The sequence below is a fragment of the Acinetobacter sp. XH1741 genome (assembly GCF_041021895.1).
In the GTDB taxonomy this organism is placed as follows: Bacteria; Pseudomonadota; Gammaproteobacteria; order Pseudomonadales; family Moraxellaceae; genus Acinetobacter.
Map to the genome: position 1 here is coordinate 751,916 of NZ_CP157428.1, position 17,608 is coordinate 769,523.

General features: G+C 39.2%; 16 protein-coding genes and 1 pseudogene. 10 read left to right on the forward strand and 7 right to left on the reverse strand.

The genetic code is table 11. From position 1 onward, the window contains the following. The first annotated feature begins 120 nt into the window (after positions 1–120). Positions 121–621 (forward strand): DUF2726 domain-containing protein, encoded by a 501-nt coding sequence (locus tag ABLB96_RS03655; RefSeq protein WP_348896930.1) that lies wholly within the window; start codon positions 121–123, stop codon positions 619–621. Between the two features lie 149 nt (positions 622–770). On the opposite strand, the gene ABLB96_RS03660 is transcribed toward ABLB96_RS03655, so the two are convergent. Beyond that, positions 771–1,124: a RidA family protein gene (locus tag ABLB96_RS03660; RefSeq protein WP_348896931.1), complete on the reverse strand. Its 354-nt coding sequence runs from the start codon at positions 1,122–1,124 to the stop codon at positions 771–773. A 199-nt stretch (positions 1,125–1,323) separates the two neighbouring features. Between ABLB96_RS03660 and ABLB96_RS03665 the strand changes: the two are divergent. Beyond that, a pseudogene (locus ABLB96_RS03665) lies at positions 1,324–1,386 on the forward strand (hypothetical protein); the annotation flags it as partial. Between the two features lie 58 nt (positions 1,387–1,444). Here ABLB96_RS03665 and dinB read toward each other — a convergent pair. The 4 genes from dinB to ABLB96_RS03685 form a co-directional block, all read right to left on the reverse strand. Next, entirely contained in the window at positions 1,445–2,500 is a 1,056-nt protein-coding gene (gene dinB / locus ABLB96_RS03670; RefSeq protein WP_348896932.1) for a DNA polymerase IV, read from the reverse strand. Position 2,501: 1 nt separating this feature from the next. Next, entirely contained in the window at positions 2,502–3,260 is a 759-nt protein-coding gene (locus ABLB96_RS03675; protein WP_348896933.1) for a GH25 family lysozyme, read from the reverse strand. Positions 3,261–3,337: 77 nt separating this feature from the next. Beyond that, positions 3,338–4,729 carry a multidrug transporter subunit MdtD gene (gene mdtD, locus ABLB96_RS03680; protein ID WP_348896934.1) on the reverse strand — a complete coding sequence of 464 codons (1,392 nt, stop codon included), beginning with the start codon at positions 4,727–4,729 and terminating at the stop codon, positions 3,338–3,340. 166 nt (positions 4,730–4,895) lie between these two features. Continuing rightward, a complete protein-coding gene (locus ABLB96_RS03685) occupies positions 4,896–5,519 on the reverse strand; it encodes a TIGR00730 family Rossman fold protein (protein ID WP_348896935.1) in 624 nt (207 codons plus the stop codon). Between the two features lie 326 nt (positions 5,520–5,845). On the opposite strand from ABLB96_RS03685, the gene ABLB96_RS03690 reads away from it, so the two are divergent. The 6 genes from ABLB96_RS03690 to ABLB96_RS03715 all read left to right on the forward strand — a co-directional run bounded on the left by ABLB96_RS03690 (position 5,846) and on the right by ABLB96_RS03715 (position 14,416). Then, positions 5,846–7,438, forward strand: a complete 1,593-nt coding sequence (locus ABLB96_RS03690; RefSeq protein WP_348896936.1) for a TerC family protein — start codon at positions 5,846–5,848, stop codon at positions 7,436–7,438. A 72-nt stretch (positions 7,439–7,510) separates the two neighbouring features. After that, on the forward strand, positions 7,511–7,978 hold the full coding sequence (locus ABLB96_RS03695) for a YchJ family protein (protein ID WP_348896937.1): 468 nt from the start codon (positions 7,511–7,513) through the stop codon (positions 7,976–7,978). Positions 7,979–8,023: 45 nt separating this feature from the next. Continuing rightward, the gene (locus ABLB96_RS03700; protein ID WP_002048969.1) at positions 8,024–8,668 is read left to right on the forward strand and encodes a trimeric intracellular cation channel family protein; all 645 of its coding nucleotides are present in this window, start codon (positions 8,024–8,026) and stop codon (positions 8,666–8,668) included. A gap of 80 nt (positions 8,669–8,748) precedes the next feature. After that, positions 8,749–10,068 (forward strand): MFS transporter, encoded by a 1,320-nt coding sequence (locus ABLB96_RS03705; RefSeq protein WP_348896938.1) that lies wholly within the window; start codon positions 8,749–8,751, stop codon positions 10,066–10,068. A gap of 151 nt (positions 10,069–10,219) precedes the next feature. Beyond that, positions 10,220–12,439 (forward strand): DNA topoisomerase IV subunit A, encoded by a 2,220-nt coding sequence (gene parC, locus ABLB96_RS03710; protein ID WP_348896939.1) that lies wholly within the window; start codon positions 10,220–10,222, stop codon positions 12,437–12,439. Between the two features lie 297 nt (positions 12,440–12,736). After that, on the forward strand, positions 12,737–14,416 hold the full coding sequence (locus tag ABLB96_RS03715) for a long-chain-fatty-acid--CoA ligase (RefSeq protein ID WP_348896940.1): 1,680 nt from the start codon (positions 12,737–12,739) through the stop codon (positions 14,414–14,416). Positions 14,417–14,456: 40 nt separating this feature from the next. Here ABLB96_RS03715 and ABLB96_RS03720 read toward each other — a convergent pair whose 3' ends face one another. After that, the gene (locus ABLB96_RS03720; RefSeq protein WP_348896941.1) at positions 14,457–14,840 is read right to left on the reverse strand and encodes a hypothetical protein; all 384 of its coding nucleotides are present in this window, start codon (positions 14,838–14,840) and stop codon (positions 14,457–14,459) included. Positions 14,841–14,945: 105 nt separating this feature from the next. On the opposite strand from ABLB96_RS03720, the gene ABLB96_RS03725 reads away from it, so the two are divergent. Together ABLB96_RS03725 and ppa are read left to right on the forward strand one after the other, a co-directional pair. After that, on the forward strand, positions 14,946–15,344 hold the full coding sequence (locus ABLB96_RS03725; RefSeq protein WP_199968482.1) for an MAPEG family protein: 399 nt from the start codon (positions 14,946–14,948) through the stop codon (positions 15,342–15,344). Positions 15,345–15,471: 127 nt separating this feature from the next. Continuing rightward, positions 15,472–15,999: an inorganic diphosphatase gene (gene ppa / locus ABLB96_RS03730; RefSeq protein ID WP_348896942.1), complete on the forward strand. Its 528-nt coding sequence runs from the start codon at positions 15,472–15,474 to the stop codon at positions 15,997–15,999. Positions 16,000–16,106: 107 nt separating this feature from the next. On the opposite strand, the gene ABLB96_RS03735 is transcribed toward ppa, so the two are convergent. Then, positions 16,107–17,426: an OprD family outer membrane porin gene (locus ABLB96_RS03735; protein ID WP_348896943.1), complete on the reverse strand. Its 1,320-nt coding sequence runs from the start codon at positions 17,424–17,426 to the stop codon at positions 16,107–16,109. Positions 17,427–17,608 lie beyond the last annotated feature (182 nt).

Sequence of the window (17,608 nt, forward strand, 5' to 3'; positions counted from 1 at the left end):
AGCTTGATAACTACAAGTGAAATTACTAAGTGAACCTTTTAAAAAACGGCTGTGTCGTTATCAATTAAAACAAAGCGTGCTCTAGCAAAATCATTATAAAAAACTTAAAGGATTGGACCCATGTACTATTTAATTACGATTTTATTACTCTTTTTGACTGTCGTTATGGCGGCAAAAAGTCTCTCAAGAAAGCACCAACAAGACAGTGCTTTAAAACGCCGTGCTGTGTTAAGTAGTCATGAACAGGTGACATTAACTCGTTTACAAACAGTATTGCCAAAATTTACTGTATTAGCTCATGTTTCTTTTGATGCTTTATTAACAACTAAATATGCCCATACTCGCCGTAAATATCAAAATATGACGGCTGACTTTGTTGTGCTTGATCAAAATTATCAAGTTTTTGTTGTGGTTATGCTTGAGGAAAATGGTTTACGCCGTGCACATCAACAGTATGAACGTCGTTTACTCCAGTTAGCAGGCTACCGTGTATTACGCTATAGCAGCGTGCCTGACTATCATGATTTAAGAAGAGATTTATTGACACCTGAATCAGAGATGGCAACTTTGCACGCCACGCCTCAACTAGAAAGAATCTCGAATGCTTTTGTGAAGTCTTAGACGTTATAAGTAGATATTATCGCAATTTAATTTTTAGGACTCATTAAAGAAGATTTGAAAAAAATGCTGATATCAGAAATTTTTAAAGTATGAAAAAAGAGCAATATCGCTATAAATATTGCTCTTTTTTTGATTAAACTTAATAAGAATTAAGGAAGTACCGCAACAACGGTCATTTCTACAAGCACCTCAGGTGCATAAAGTTTAGATTCGACACAAGTACGAGCAGGTGGGTTGTCTTTACTAATCCATGCATCCCATACAGCATTCATGGCTGCATAGTCCGTTTCAATATCTTTTAGAAAAATCATTACAGAAAGAATATGACTTTTATCCGTGCCCGCTTCAGCAAGTAAACGATCAATATTATCTAAAGTCTGTTGAGTCTGTGCTGTAATGTCGACACTGGTATCATCAGCGAGTTGTCCTGCTAAATGCACCAAGTTACCTGAAATCGCAACTTCACAATATCTTGAAGTCACGTGTAAGCGTTTTACCGTCATAAAAATGCTCTAAAGTTCTTTATTGAATAGGTAAGATTTTATGAAGAGTTAATAGGTAGGCGCAAGCAAGCGTCAAAGAATTTCAGTAGTTTATTGTTGTGTTGTTAAGAATGGACATAGGCCCATGTACTGTAGGTGCCCTGTAATATTCGGATTTGGTCGTCACGCCAATCACAGGACGATATGCCGAAAGTAAAGGTTGCTTTGGCATGTTGCAAATACATGGGTAATGGATATGCGCTGATTAGATTACTTCAAACTTTGATCAAAAGGGAATTGTTTTTGTTTAAAACTTGTTCTTTTGAATAAAAAAGCATCAACTACAATAGAGTCAGCTGAAAGTCATCAGCTTTAGTCTGTAATTGGTAAACGCCAATACCAATAAGACGAAATTGAAAGTTGTCGGGAATATGCATCTCATTCAAAAGTAAGAATAAAACTTGAATCAGGTCTTGTTGAGAATGAATCGGATTTTTAAAACTTTTACTGTGCTGTAGAGTTTGAAAATTCTTGAGTTTGAGCTTAATACTTACACCACGCGCATTAAGTTGTTTTTTTTCTAGGATTTGCCAGACTTTTTCAACTAAACCATGCCAGTACGGCTGACATTGTGCCAATGTAAAATCACTATCAAAGGTGGTTTCTTTAGAAATTTGTTGACGAGCGCGTTCAGCTTGTACGGGGCGGTTATCGATACCTTGTGCATATAGATAAAGCTGTTGTCCATATTTACCAAAATGATGAACTAAAACAGCTTCTTCAATTTTTTGTAAATCACCTAGCGTATGTAATTCAAGTTGTTGCAGTTTTTCTTGGGTAACTTTGCCCACACCCGGAATTTTTTTTAAGGGTAAGTCTTGAATAAAACTAGCTACCTGAGAAGGTTTTATCACAAACAAGCCATTTGGCTTGTTCCAGTCAGAAGCAACTTTAGCCAAGAATTTATTTGGAGCTACACCGGCTGATGCAGTCAGCCCTGTTAGCCTAAAAATATCTTCCCGAATATGCATGGCAACTTCAGTCGCACTTGCGATTTGCTTTAAATTTTCAGTGACATCTAAGTAGGCTTCGTCTAAAGATAAAGGTTCAATAAGCAACGTATATTGCTGAAAAATACTATGAATCTGGGCTGAAACTGTACGATATTTTTCAAAGTTAGGTTCGATAATAACAACTTGAGGGCATAGTTTTCTTGCTTGGCTCATAGACATGGCAGAGCGTAAACCGAACTCCCGAGCAGGATAAGAAGCTGCTGCGATAACGGCCCGCGGATGATGTGATGAGATAACGACAGGAAGATGTTTTAAGTCAGGCCGCTCTCGTAATTCGACCGATGCATAAAAGGCATCCATATCGATATGAATGATTTTGCGCATATTATTGTGCTTTCACGATGCCTTGCTGCTGTAAAAATTGATGCCATTCTTTGACTGAACCCTCATAAACATTTAAGTCTACCGGCTTTGTCATGCCTTCAATTTTACCTTGATTACTATGTTGCCAAAAGAGCCATTTTCTCTTGTCTTTGAGTTCAGGTTTTCCTTCGTAGTCTCTGACCCACAGAGGTGTATTTGGGAAATTACCGATTAAGACAATGTGGTAAAAAGTTTTAGAAATATAAAAGATGGGTTGTTTGCCATAATGCTGTTTTAGGCGGTCATGCATGATACCTATTTCTTTAATTAATTGTTCCTTGGTATGGGTGTTAATGCAGCTACTGTCATATTCAAGATCGATTACAGGGGGAAGGGCATCGGTTTTATTTGGAACGGTTGCAATAAAATTTTCGGCTTGTGTTTTACCATCACGACATAAACGATAAAAATGATAAGCACCCACATGAAAACCACGCTCGCGTGCTTTGAGCCAATTTTCCTGAAATTTCTGGTCTCTAAAATCCCCACCTTCCGTTGCTTTTAAATAAACAAACTGAAACTTTTCAGGAGAGATTTTTTTCCAGTTAATATCGTCTTGATGATGAGATATATCAAAACCTTGAACTGGATAATCTTGAGCAAGTGCTTTTTGTTGATAGAACAGACCAAAGTAAGAGAGAACCCCCATAACACAAGCTAAAACAAGCCCGATTAGGGTGTTGTAGCGTGGTGCAGAAAAGGTTTTTGCCAGCTTGGTCATGCAAAACTCATTGTAAATATCATGTTTACATCATAGCGTGATTCAGGAGCGAGAAACCATGCTAAAAATGCAACAGCTTATACAGGCGTATTTTTTGGAATTTGCCAAAAAATAAGCGCAGTAATGACATTGATAGAGCCTAAACAGATTAAAGTAATATGGAAGGCGGTTGTGACATGAGCTGTGCCGTAATAATTGGTAAATACATTAATAAGTGTACCTGCTAGCGCAACCCCAATACTCATTGAAAGCATCATAATCATTGATAAAAAGCTGTTGCCGCTACTCGCATCTTGCTGGGGTAAATCTTTTAAGGTGAGTGTATTCATCCCTACAAACTGTAATGAGTTTAAGATGCCAAATAAGAAAAAGTGCAATGCTCTAAGCCAGCTTGGGGTATCCGCAGTCATCATTGCAAAAGATGCAATACATAGCCCGACCAATATGGTGTTAATTAAAAGAAAACGTCGATAACCCAGTCTCTGAATAATAGGTCTAACAATCGGTTTAGAAAAAAGTGACCCTAATACCAATGGAATCATCATTAAACCCGCAATAAAGGGTTCGAAACCAAAAGCGACTTGCAACATGAGTGGTAGAACAAAAGGTAAGGCATTCCCCCCAAAGCGGGCGAAGAAATTACCTAAAATACCAATCGCAAAAATTTTATTTTTAAACAATCGGCTACGGAATAATGCATTTTGATGAGTATGTGAATGATAAGCATACCAAAGTGTCGCGATTACGCCGATGACTAACAATGAAATGCTGAACCATTTTGAATATTGAGGTGATGCTAAATGTTCAATGCCTAAAGACCAACCAATCATGGCAACGACTAAGAGTACGAAACCAATCAAGTCAAATGTTTTAACGGTAGGTTCTTTTACATTTGGCATAACCTTTAAGGTCATTAAAATACCCAATATACCCATCGGGATATTAATAAGGAAAATCCAGTGCCAAGTTGCAACCTCGACTAACCAACCACCGAGTGTTGGGCCAGCCAAAGGCCCAAGTAGACCTGCCAGACTCATTAAGCTCATGGCAGCTAAAAATTGAGTACGGGGAATAATTTTTAAAAGTGATAAACGGCCAACGGGAAGTAGTAATGCGCCGCCAACACCCTGAATCACCCTGAAAAACAAAAGCTCATTAAGGCTTTGAGAGAGGCCACAACCTAAGGATGCAAGCGTAAAAATAATAATAGCTGACAAAAACGTATTTCTAACACCAAAACGATCGGCCAACCATCCACTTAAAGGAATACAAGTAGCTACAGATAAAACATAAGCGACCACTACACTATGCATATGTAGTGGATCTTCATTTAAATGATGTGCCATTGCAGGAATAGCAGTATTTACAATCGTTGTATCTAATGCCTGCATAAAAAAGCCAATGGAAACCAAAAGAACCAGTAGGCGATATTCAGGTTGTAAGGCTTGATGAGTCGGCGTGGCATTCATAACATTTGAAAATTAACGTTTTGGCCTAGTGTAAAACAAATTGCATTTAAAAAAAGTAAGACAATGTTGAGTACCCCTTTACTAAATCTAATTACTTTTGAAGGCAATGGTGAAAATAGTTAAAACAAAAAAAGCGGAAGAACCGCTTTTTAGGAGATTAAAGAGATTACACAACAAATCTTTTTGGCATTTTTAAGTTTTTAATGACGTTATAAATCTGATCAATTTCTTCACATACAATTAATTTAGCTCGGTGCTGAAGAGGAAGGAAGCCTTCTTGCACAGCATGGTCTAACTGAGCAATTAATGCATTATAAAAACCATTTACGTTATATAAAATCATAGGTTTCTGGTGCTGGTTGAGTTGTCCCCAAGTCGCAATTTCCAAAATTTCTTCGAATGTTCCTAAACCGCCAGGTAGTGCGATAAAGGCACTCGCGCGTTCTGCCATCATGGCTTTACGTTCATGCATCGTTTCTACGACATGTAACTCGGTAAGTCCTGCATGTGCCACTTCATAATCAAGCATAAATTCAGGAATGACACCTACAGCTTCTCCACCATTGGCAAGTACGCTTTCTGCAACTTGACCCATTAAACCAATGCTAGCACCGCCATAGACGAGGCCAAAACCTTGTTCAGCAATTCCGCTTGCTAGCTCAATTGCTTTTTCGCGATAAATCGGTTTATTTCCTGCTCGTGAACCACAATATAATGCAATAAGAGGTTGTGTTGTTTTTACAGCTGTTACTGGTGAATCATTTACTGCCATTGTTAATACGCTATTCATTGTTTTATTTTCACCTTATCACGTTCATATTTCTTGTCTACACTAAGCAAAAAATATGACAACTTTATAAGCAGTTTTATATGAAAGATTCATGTTTTGTATGGGTTTGGTGAATACCGATCATGAGTAAATAAAAATGATGAATTTATGTTAAATCTTGCCTATACTGAAAATTCGTTTAACAACATATGAACAAATATGGGTAGTGGTTGTAGTCGCTCCGTTTTAATTTCTTGTCTTAAAAAAACATTATTCCCCCTTTGTCTAGGCATGCCTGTTGCGTTGCCCAATAAAGATAAAACTCACCCAGCACAGGAGCAGGATCAATGATCTTTGAATGGATGTCTGATCCCTCTGCTTGGGTAGGCTTAGCTACATTAATTGTTCTTGAAATCGTACTGGGGATCGACAACCTCGTCTTTATTGCGATTTTGGCTGAAAAGTTGCCGCCAGAACAACGTACTAAGGCACGTATAGTGGGTTTAATACTCGCTTTGGGAATGCGTCTTATCCTCTTGGCTTCAATTGCTTGGGTCGTGACACTCACCCAACCACTTTTCCATATTTTTAGCCATCCATTTTCTGGTCGTGATTTGATTTTACTGTTCGGTGGTGTGTTCCTGTTATTTAAAGGCACTATGGAATTGCATGAGCGAATGGAAGGTAAACAGCTTCATAAAGAAGATAACCCCGTCCATGCTGCTTTCTGGATGGTAATTGTCCAGATTGTTGTGCTTGATGCCGTATTCTCACTAGACAGCGTGATTACTGCTGTGGGTATGGTCAAAGAACTGTCAATCATGATGGTTGCTGTTGTGATTGCTGTGGGTATCATGTTGTGGGCTTCAAGACCCCTCATGGACTTTGTGAATAAGCATCCAACCGTTGTTATTCTGTGTCTTGGCTTCTTAATGATGATTGGTTTCTCTTTGGTTGTGGAAGGTTTTGGTTTCCATATTCCGAAGGGTTATTTATACGCTGCGATTGGTTTCTCAATTTTAGTAGAAATGATCAATCAAACCATGCGTCACAATCAAGAAAAGTTAGTGACCACCACCGATTTACGTTATCGCACAGCATCTGCAGTTTTACGTATGTTAGGGAGTAAGAACAGTAGTTCTACTTCGGACTCTCAAGCGGCTGATAAAGAAGACGTTTTGGCAACCCAAGCTTTTGCTGACGAAGTTTTCGATGAAGAAAATGGTGCTTACCATAGTGTGCTTGTACAAGGCGTACTTGGATTATCTGAGCGTCCAGTAAAGTCGGTGATGACACCAAGACCTGAACTTGAATGGATTGACTTGGATGATGAACCGGAAGTATTAAAAGAACGTTTAATGTCGATGACACATTCACGTTTAATCGTTGCTCGTGGTGAGCTTGATAATATTGAAGGTATCGCGCTTACGCATAAAGTTTTAAATAACTTTATTGAAACGGGTGTTGTCGATTTTCAAAAGCACTTACGTGAACCAGTTATTGTGCATGAAAATGCTCAAGTGCTTATGGTGATGGAGCAGTTACGTCAGGCTCCTTTACAAATGGCGATTGTTTTAAATGAATATGGTTCAATCGAAGGTATTGCAACGCCAATTGATATTTTAGAAGCAATTGCGGGCGAGTTCCCTGATGAAGATGAACTTGATGCAGCAGCTGAAAGTTTAGAAGATGGCTCTTTAATACTTGAAGGTTCAACGGACATTCGCCATGTTTCGCTTTTACTTGGTCGTGATTTAGTTGATGAAAGTGAGCAATATTCTACTTTATCGGGTTATTTGTTATTCCATTTAGGACGTTTACCTGAAAATGGTGAAGCGGTTGAAGCTGATGGTTACCGCTTTGAAGTCGTGACGATGGAAGGGCATAAAATCGAGAAAGTTCATATTGTTTCTATCGAACAAGATGAATCGAAAGATTAAATTGCGTTCTAAGTTTAGAAACACCATAAAATAGCTCAACTTTGAGCTATTTTTTTATTTGAGAAATACTGAATGACACAACAAACCTGCCCATGTGGAAAGGGAAACTATGTAGATTGCTGTGAGCCTTTACATTTAGGCACAGTGAAGGCTCTATCTGCAGAACAGCTTATGCGCTCGCGTTATAGTGCTTTCGCATTGCAGCACATTGATTATATTGTTCAAACGACTGCTTTAGGTCAGCAAGCTGCGCTTGATAAAGAGGCAATTCGTGACTGGAGCAAACAAAATCAATGGCTCGGTTTAGAAGTTATACAAGCCAAAGAAAAGTTAGATAAGACCCATGCACAAGTGGAGTTTAAGGCTCATTATCATGATGGAAAAAGTGCTCAAATCCATCATGAAGTTTCACATTTTGTATATCACCAACAACAATGGTTTTTCCTTGATCCGACGGTCGATATGCAGGTCACGATGAAACAGCCTTGTATCTGCGGTTCAGGAAAAAAATTTAAACAATGCTGTGCACAATTCCTATAACTTTATCTTAAAATACGCGCACCGTTTGGCCTGAAGGAAAGGGCAATGTTACTCACCGTTATTTATATTATTGCGATTACTGCCGAAGCTATGACAGGGGCATTGTCTGCTGGGCGACGGAGTATGGACTGGTTTGGTGTGGTATTAATTGCCTGTGTGACAGCTTTGGGTGGTGGTTCAGTACGTGATGTATTGCTTGGGCACTATCCTTTAACTTGGGTAAAACATCCTGAATATTTGGTTTTAACGTGTTGTGCTGCCTTTGTTACCATCATCATTGCTAAATGGATGCGCCATTTACATAACATTTTCTTGGTGCTAGATGCTTTAGGTCTGATTGGATTTACCATTATTGGTTGTCAGATTGCCTTACAAATGGGCCATGGTTTTGTGGTCTCGGCTGTCGCTGGGGTTTTGACTGGAGTGTCTGGAGGAATTTTGCGTGACATTTTATGTAACGATGTCCCGTTTGTGTTCCGCCGTGAGCTTTACGCGAGTATTTCTTTTGTTGCGGTCATTTGTTATTGGGTCTGTCTGGACTTAGGGTTAAGTTTAGAACTTACCGTTATTTCAACCTTGGTATTTGGTTTTACGCTTCGTTTAATCGCCATTTATTTTGGTTTGGAAATGCCTAAATTTATATATAAAGATGATGACGCTGAATCGGCTTCTTCAACCGATGAACATTAAACATGCCGAACTTCATGTGGGCATGATATAACAATTAAATATTATATTGCTCACTTATTCTTTCCAGTAGAGTTACTCCTATGGATCTGGTTTCACGTATACAAAATCTTCCAATTGGCAAATTCCACTACACACTTTTGTGGGTAGTTGGATTAGGCTGGATGTTTGATGCGATGGATACCGGCATTATTGCTTTTATTATGACGACCCTTGTTAAAGACTGGTCATTAACACCCGTTGAAAGTGGCTGGATTGTCAGTATTGGTTTTGTGGGGATGGCAATCGGGGCAGTTTGTTCGGGCGCTCTAGCAGACCGTTTTGGCCGAAAAACTGTATTTGCGATGACGATGGCCATTTATAGTATTGCAACTGCTTTGTGTGCCTTTGCTCCAGATCTGAAGTGGCTATTAATTTTTCGGTTTATTGTTGGGCTGGGACTAGGTGGTCAACTACCTGTAGCGGTCACACTGGTCAGTGAATATGTACCTGCCCATGTACGTGGTCGTTTTATTGTACTGCTAGAAAGTTTTTGGGGGTTAGGCTGGTTAGTTGCTGCGCTCATTTCTTATTTTATTATTCCTAAGTTTGGTTGGCATATTGCCTTTTTAATGGGTGGTTTACCCCTAATTTATATTTTAGTCATTTGGAAAAAAATCCCTGAGTCAGTACCGTATTTGATTAACCGTGGTCGTATTGAAGAAGCACATGCATTAGTACAAAAACTTGAAGCTGAAGCTTGTGTTCAAATTGTTCAGCACATTGAAGTCGTGCCTGTGTCGATACGACAAAAAGTTTCATTTAAACAGCTTTGGAGTGGGCAGTTTGCACGCCGAAGTTTAATGCTCTGGCTTATCTGGTTCGGAATTGTCTATTCCTATTATGGTATTTTTACTTGGTTGCCAAGTTTATTAGTCAAACAAGGCTATGATGTTGTCAAATCATTTGAATATGTATTGCTTATGATTTTGGCACAGCTACCGGGCTATTTGGCAGCAGCATGGTTTGTTGAGCGTTTAGGCCGAAAAATTACACTTGCTGCATTTATCGGTTTTTGTGCCTTGTCTGCATATTTCTTTGGACAAGCCCACAGTGTAAATAGCATTATGTTTTGGGGTTGTCTCATGTCATTCTTTAATTTGGGTGCATGGGGCGTGTTATATACTTATACGCCGGAACAATATCCAGCCAATATTCGTGCCTTTGGTTCGGGCTGGGCATCGGCAATGGGGCGTATCGGTGGAATTGTTGCCCCAATGGTTGTGACACATATGATGGTCGCCAAAAATGGGTTTAATCACGTTTTTATGATGTTTACTGTTGTTTTACTTGCCGTGGCTTTAGTAATTTTGATATTAGGTGAAGAGACTCAAGGTAAAAGACTAGAGTCGATCGGGCTATAGTTTCTGCCTAACTTTATAGCAAGTGACTAAAAATATAGAGAGATAAGACATAATTTGACGCTCAGGTGACATAGTCCCTCTTGTGTCTGTACCATAGCCCACTTAGCATAATACACTCAAAATAACGACTGATTTGGAAGATAAGCTGACTATGACCAGCCTTGCGCATCATGCGACAGAAAACCGCTCTGTAGCCGAATTTACTGAACAGGCTTACTTGAATTATGCCATGTACGTCATTATGGATCGTGCATTGCCGCATATCAGTGATGGCTTAAAGCCTGTACAGCGCCGTATTGTCTATGCCATGAGTGAGTTAGGGCTAAAAAATAGTGGTAAGCCAAAAAAATCAGCGCGTACAGTGGGTGATGTACTCGGTAAATACCATCCACATGGTGACTCGGCGTGTTATGAAGCAATGGTATTAATGGCTCAGCCATTTAGTTACCGTTATCCTTTAATTGAAGGTCAAGGTAACTGGGGTTCACCTGACGATCCTAAGTCGTTTGCGGCGATGCGTTATACCGAAGCCAAACTGTCTGCTTATAGTGAATTATTGCTGAGTGAATTGGGTCAGGGCACTAGTGAATGGCAAGATAACTTTGATGGTTCGTTAAAAGAACCGATCACTTTGCCCGCGCGTGTACCTAATATTCTACTCAACGGCACAACCGGTATTGCGGTTGGTATGGCGACCGATATTCCACCGCATAATTTGCGTGAAGTTGTGAAGGGGACAATTGCTTTAATTCGTAACCCACAAACTTCAGATGAGAAATTAGCTGAATATATTCCGGCTCCGGATTTGCCAACCAAAGCTGAAATTATTACTCCACCAGAAGAGTTGTTGAAAATCCAGACTACTGGTCGTGGTAGTTACCGCATGCGAGCGGTGTATGCCGTTGAAAAACATGAAATCGTAATTACTGAGCTGCCATATCAGGTATCTGGTTCTAAAGTGATTACTCAAATTGCTGACCAAATGCAGGCTAAAAAGCTGCCTTTGGTGGTGGATATTCGTGATGAGTCAGATCATGAAAATCCAACACGACTCGTGATTGTACTGCGCTCTAACCGTATTGATGCGGAAGCGGTGATGAGTCACTTATTTGCGACCACCGATTTAGAATCAAGCTATCGTGTCAATTTAAATATGATTGGCGAAGATGGTCGCCCTCAAGTTAAATCGATTCGACGTATTTTGCTCGAATGGATCGAGATCCGTAAAAAAACGGTAACTCGCCGTTTACAGTACCATTTAAATCGTATTGAAAAGCGCTTGCATATTTTGGCAGGTCTTTTAATTGCTTATCTTGATATTGATACTGTCATTCGTATTATTCGTGAAGAAGATCAGCCTAAACCAGTGTTGATGGAACATTTCAATATTGATGAGATTCAAGCAGAAGCAATTTTAGAGCTTAAATTACGTCACTTAGCAAAACTTGAAGAAATGGAAATCCGTCATGAACAAGATGAGCTTGCTGCGAAAGCTGCCATTATTCGTGAACAATTGGAAAATCCCGAGTCTTTGAAAAATCTGATTATTGGTGAACTAAAAGAAGATGCCAAGAAGTTTGGTGATGAACGTCGTTCTCCAATCGTCGCACGTGCTGAAGCTGTTCAAATTAGAGAACAAGATTTAATGCCAGCTGAAACGGTGACCGTTGTGTTATCGGAAGCAGGTTGGATTCGTGCAGCAAAAGGTGCGGATGTTGATGCTGAGAACCTCAACTATAGAGCAGGGGATCAATATTTAAGTCATGCCGTAGGTAAAACCAATCAGCGAGTTTATTTCCTTGATGAAACAGGGCGTAGTTATGCCTTGCCAATCAGCAGTCTACCTTCAGCAAGAGGTTTGGGCGATCCACTCAGCTCTAAACTAGCTCCGGCAAGCGGTGTAGCGTTTATTCAGGTTTATTTAGATGATGATGAATCTGAACTGATTGCTGCAAGTACATCGGGTTATGGTTTTAAAACTCAAGTCAAACAACTAGATACCAATGCTAAAGCAGGTAAAACGTTCTTAACGGTGCCTGATAAGGCAAAAGCTTTACCACTCATCTCTGCAAAAAATATGACACATTTGGCTGTACTCAGCTCAGCAGGGCGTTTGTTAATTTTAGATTTGGCAGAACTACCGAATTTAAATAAAGGTAAAGGTAATAAGTTGATACAACTTGAGGCCAAAGAGCAAATTTTATCCATGACAACCCTGAACTTAGATGAAATAATTCAGGTGGTTGCAGGTCAACAGCATCTAAAACTAAAAGGTGATGATCTACAAAAATATATGGGTAAACGCGCTTCAAAAGGTCAGCTCTTACCACGTGGATATCAAAAAGCAAATAAACTGTTGATTCAGAGATAAAGCTAGCGTCTGGCAACATAAATACGCTATATATGGCAACATGTTCAAGCAATGAACGGAACTTGTTGGTATTGAATAATGATTAAAAGGGCAGCAATTTGGAGTACGTAATTTGTACTCCATACAAAAAATTTGGCAGGGTCAAATTGTCAAAACTTCTGTCTCATAATCTTGTTCGAAAGTGTCATGAATGTGCCAATAAGTTTTAAATATGTTCTGGCACCAAGAAGCTAAAGAATAGCTGGGGCATTGAATAACAGTTATTACTAAGGATTACGAATCGGAGATAATGGCATTATGGAAAAGATTTGGTTTGCAGAATACCAAAAGACAGGGATTCCAGAAACAGTAGCATTGCCTGCAGAAAATACCTCACTTGTTGATATTTTTGAGCGTAATTTCCAGAAATTTGGTTCTCGTGATGCCTTTATCTTTATGGATAAAGCCATGTCTTTTAACGAGTTAGAACTTGCAAGCCGTAAGTTCGCGACCTATTTGCAAAATTTGGGGTTAGCAAAAGGTACTCGCGTTGCAGTAATGATGCCAAACGTATTGCAATATCCTGTCGTGGCATTGGCAGTTTTCCGTGCAGGCTTGGTTTTAGTGAATGTTAACCCGCTATACACTGCGCGTGAGCTTGAGCATCAGTTAAATGACTCAGGTGCCGAAGTCCTCGTGATTATCGAGAACTTTGCGAGTGTTTATCAAAGCATTTTAGGTAAAACTCCAGTGAAACATGTGGTGGTTGCCTCTGTCGGAGATATGCTCGGTACACTTAAAGGTACTCTAGTAAACTTTGTTTTACGTAAAGTGCGTAAACAAATTCCGGCTTGGAATATTCCTGGGCACGTTAAATTTAACAGTGCTTTAAATAAAGAAAATCCAAGTAACTACAAACGTCCGTCTTTAACGTTAAGTGATACTGCTGTACTTCAATATACCGGCGGTACAACGGGTGTTTCAAAAGGTGCTGAGCTAACGCATCGTAATTTGGTAGCCAACCTTTTACAGTGTGATGGTATTTTCCAAAGCAAATTCGGTGCAAACGATGGTGCAAAAGGCGATCGTATCGTTTGTGCATTACCGCTTTACCATATTTTTGCGTTCATGGTTTGTGCGATGTACGGTATGTACAAAGGGCAAGCAAATATCTTGATTCCTAACCCACGTGATTTACCGGCCGTGATTAAGGAATTACGTAAATATCAACCTTCGTTCTTCCCGGCAGTAAATACATTATTTAATGCTTTAGTGAATAACGAAGAGTTTAGACAACTCGACCATAGCAATTTAAAAATGGCGATGGGCGGTGGTATGGCAGTTCTGCCTTCTACAGCAGAAGCTTGGAAGAAAATTACGGGCACAACCATTATTGAAGGTTATGGTCTATCGGAAACTTCTCCGGTAGCGACTGCTAACCCTCCAGCTTCTACTGAATTTAGTGGCACGATTGGTATTCCGTTACCTTTAACAGAAGTTGCTATTTTAGATGATGACGGTAAAGAAGTACCTTTAGGTGAGCAAGGTGAAATCTCAATTCGTGGTCCTCAGGTCATGAAAGGTTATTGGAACCGTCCAGATGAGACCGCTAAAGTGATGACAGCCGATGGCTTCTTCCGTACAGGTGACATTGGTGTAATGGATAGCCGTGGATATACAAAAATTGTAGACCGTAAAAAAGATATGATTTTGGTTTCTGGCTTTAATGTTTACCCAAGTGAAATCGAAGAAGTTATTGCTAAACATCCAAAAGTATTGGAAGTTGCTGCAATTGGTGTTCCAGATGAAAAATCAGGTGAAGTGCCAAAACTCTTTATTGTGAAAAAAGACCCAAGTCTAACGACTGAAGAAGTTTTGAGCTATGCTAAAGAGAACTTAACAGGCTATAAACGTCCTCGTTATGTTGAGTTTATGGATGAGTTACCAAAATCAAATGTAGGTAAAATTTTACGTAAAGACTTACGTAAACCTGCTTAATCATTGATGATAAAAAAGCGCCGTAGGGCGCTTTTTTATTTTACTGCTTTTTTAATAACCAGCGATCTACATAAGGGCGGCCAATACCGACCATACCAACGAACACTAACATTGTGCTGAGTTGAAGACGTAAGTGAGTTAAATCAAGCTGACCGTAACTGAGATAATTATCTGCAAGGCAATATAGGGTAATCACAATTAACCAGTGCCATAACGGCAATCTTTTGACACCAACAGCAATAAAGGCAATTGTTAAAATGATAAAGGTGCCAAGTGTAGATTGCCAATTTAAATTGGCACAAATTACACTCAGTAAAAAAGCGACGATGGGTAATACAATTTTAAATATAAGGTCTACCTGAAGCTGGTTCTTCTTTTGCTTTTCTAAGACCTCGAACAATTCTTTTTGATCAGGTTGTTGCATACATAGCCCTATAAATCAGTGGTGATTGCGATTGCATAAAATTTCAGGTAAAAACGATCAGTTATGATAGCATGATCAACAGTATTTTCAGTGATGGATGGCACTATGCACGGCATCAGCAGCATTATCTATATTATTTTAGTGGCATGTTTGCTGCCATACGCATTTACCGTAATTGCAAAATTTAAAGGTGGATTTCAGCCTGCCGATAATCAAAACCCTAGAGCTTTTTTTGCCGGACTCACTGGCATAGCTGCTCGCGCTAATGCTGTACAACAAAATAGCTTTGAAAGCCTACCTTTATTTTTAACAGCTATTTTAATGGCTGAATATATGGTGGTTCCTGAATACTTTATTTTAAGATTGGGCTGGGCCTATATTATTTTGCGCGTGATTTATGGCATTTGTTATTTAAGTAACTGGGCAACTTTACGCTCGATTGTCTGGTTTTTATCATTGTTATGCCCAATATTCTTATTGATCGTGACAATTAAGCTGACTTGAGTGTCATTCTGTCATCATTCATATCAACTTTCGCGTGTGCGCATTGTATAATCGGCATCATTTTGATGATATCCACGTTATAATCGAGTGGATTTTACATCTGACTTCATAACGAAAGAGTACTGATATGAGTTACAGCAATATCCCAGCAGGTAAAGATGCACCAAATGACATCTATGTCATCATTGAAATTCCTGCAAACGCAGCGCCAATTAAATATGAAATTGACAAAGATTCTGATGCATTGTTTGTAGACCGTTTCATGGGTACAGCAATGTTCTATCCAGCAAACTATGGTTATGTACCAAATACTTTGTCTGAAGATGGCGACCCATTAGACGTACTTGTTGTAACTCCATATCCTGTTGCTGCTGGTTCTGTAATTCGTTGCCGTCCAGTTGGTAAATTAAATATGGAAGATGACGGTGGTATCGACGCGAAATTAATCGCAGTTCCACACGAAAAATTATCTCCACTTTACAAAGACGTTAAGGAATATACAGATCTTCCTCAATTGTTAATTAGCCAAGTTGAGCATTTCTTTAAACACTATAAAGATTTAGAACCAGGAAAATGGGTAAAAATCAGCGGTTGGGAAGGTGCGGATGTTGCTAAAGCTGAAGTAGTAAAAGCAATCGAAGCTGCTAAAAAATAAGTTTTGATTTATAGGCCTAGAGTGTCTCAACTAGATATTCTAGGCTCAATAAAAAACCTACCTGTGTTACCAGAGGTAGGTTTTTTTATGCTTGATAGATTTGTGAATTAGAATAATTTCACAGGGATATCAAGGAAGATACGCCATTCGTTTGTGTCACCGATGTACGCATTAGATTGATACGCATCGCTTGCACGGTAGTAAGAGTTACGAATACGAAGGCTTGCATCTTTAGCAAAACCACTTTGAACCGTGTATTTTACTTGGTTGAAGAATTCGCGCTCTTGAGCATTGTCAGTTACATCACGAACTTTGATGTCCCAACCGTATACAAATGCAGTTGTCCAGTTCAAACCAGGTAATACACCTAACTTACCGAAATCAACGTTGTATTGAATTTGTGCAGATTTCTCGTGGTTACCGATGAAATCAGACATATAAGAGTTCGGTAAATAAATACTTTGGAAACCGTCAGCATTTTGACCATAGTCATAACCAACATTACCAGTGTTTTGTTGGTAAGCAACCATAACACTATGTGGGCCAGTGTTATAAGTTGTAGAAATTGCCCAAATATTATTGGTCTTTTCTTCGCCAGCGACACCAGTCTTACCATAGTTTGGTGCTACTGCTCCAGTTGCTGAGTAAGTAATAGCATCTTTATCAAACTTAGTGTGGTAGCCACTGAAGTCATAAGTTAATGAACTGTCATTTGTTAAAGGCTGTTTAAAGTTCACATTAGCATAATGACGTTCAAGTGTATTTTTGCTGTCTAAGCCATAGTAAGAGGCATTTAAGTTATCATCAAACTTATATTTACCGCCCCAAACGATTGCACGATCAAGACCTCTGCCGTTTACATCAGCATCGGTATTAATTTGGTTAGACATTTGGTCTTTCGTGAATTTACCAGCAACTAATTCAAGATTCTTGATTTCATGGCTTGTTAATAAAGTACCTGTAAAGTATTCAGGAACCATACGGCCAGTGTTACTTGCTAAAACTGGTAAATCGAGTACTTGAGTACCATAGCGTACAGTGGTATTTGAGAAACGAGCCTTAACGCTACCGCCACCACGACCCCAATGGTCATAAGCAGAACCATCATTGTGCTGAGGAATCATTTGGTTTCCGGCATTTTTATTTTCACCGATTTTAAATGAACCATCACCAACAACGCCTACACCGAAACCAATAATACCAGGGGTAAAGCCAGATTCAAGATTTACAATTGCCGATTGAGCAACTGAGCTAGTATCTTTCGCGCCTTGTTTTTTGTCGCGAGTTAGATAACCTGTACGGAAGAGAATAGAACCGTTCGCATCTTCAACAAATCCCTTTGCCTCACTTTGCTCGCTTGCCTGAGCTGAGGAAATTATTGCCGCAGAAATGAGAACTGCTAATGTAAGTTTTTGTGCATTTAGCATATTTAAAGAACCTCATAAAAACGATAAATCCTGTGCCTTGTTATAGTTCAGGGCCTAGAATTTCCATCAATTGTATAAGTAATCTATAAAAAAGATATATTTTTGTTCATTTTATTTTATATATGCTATGCAGGATTTGATTAATGTGCTAGGGATGTTTAGTCAAATTTATTTATAATAAT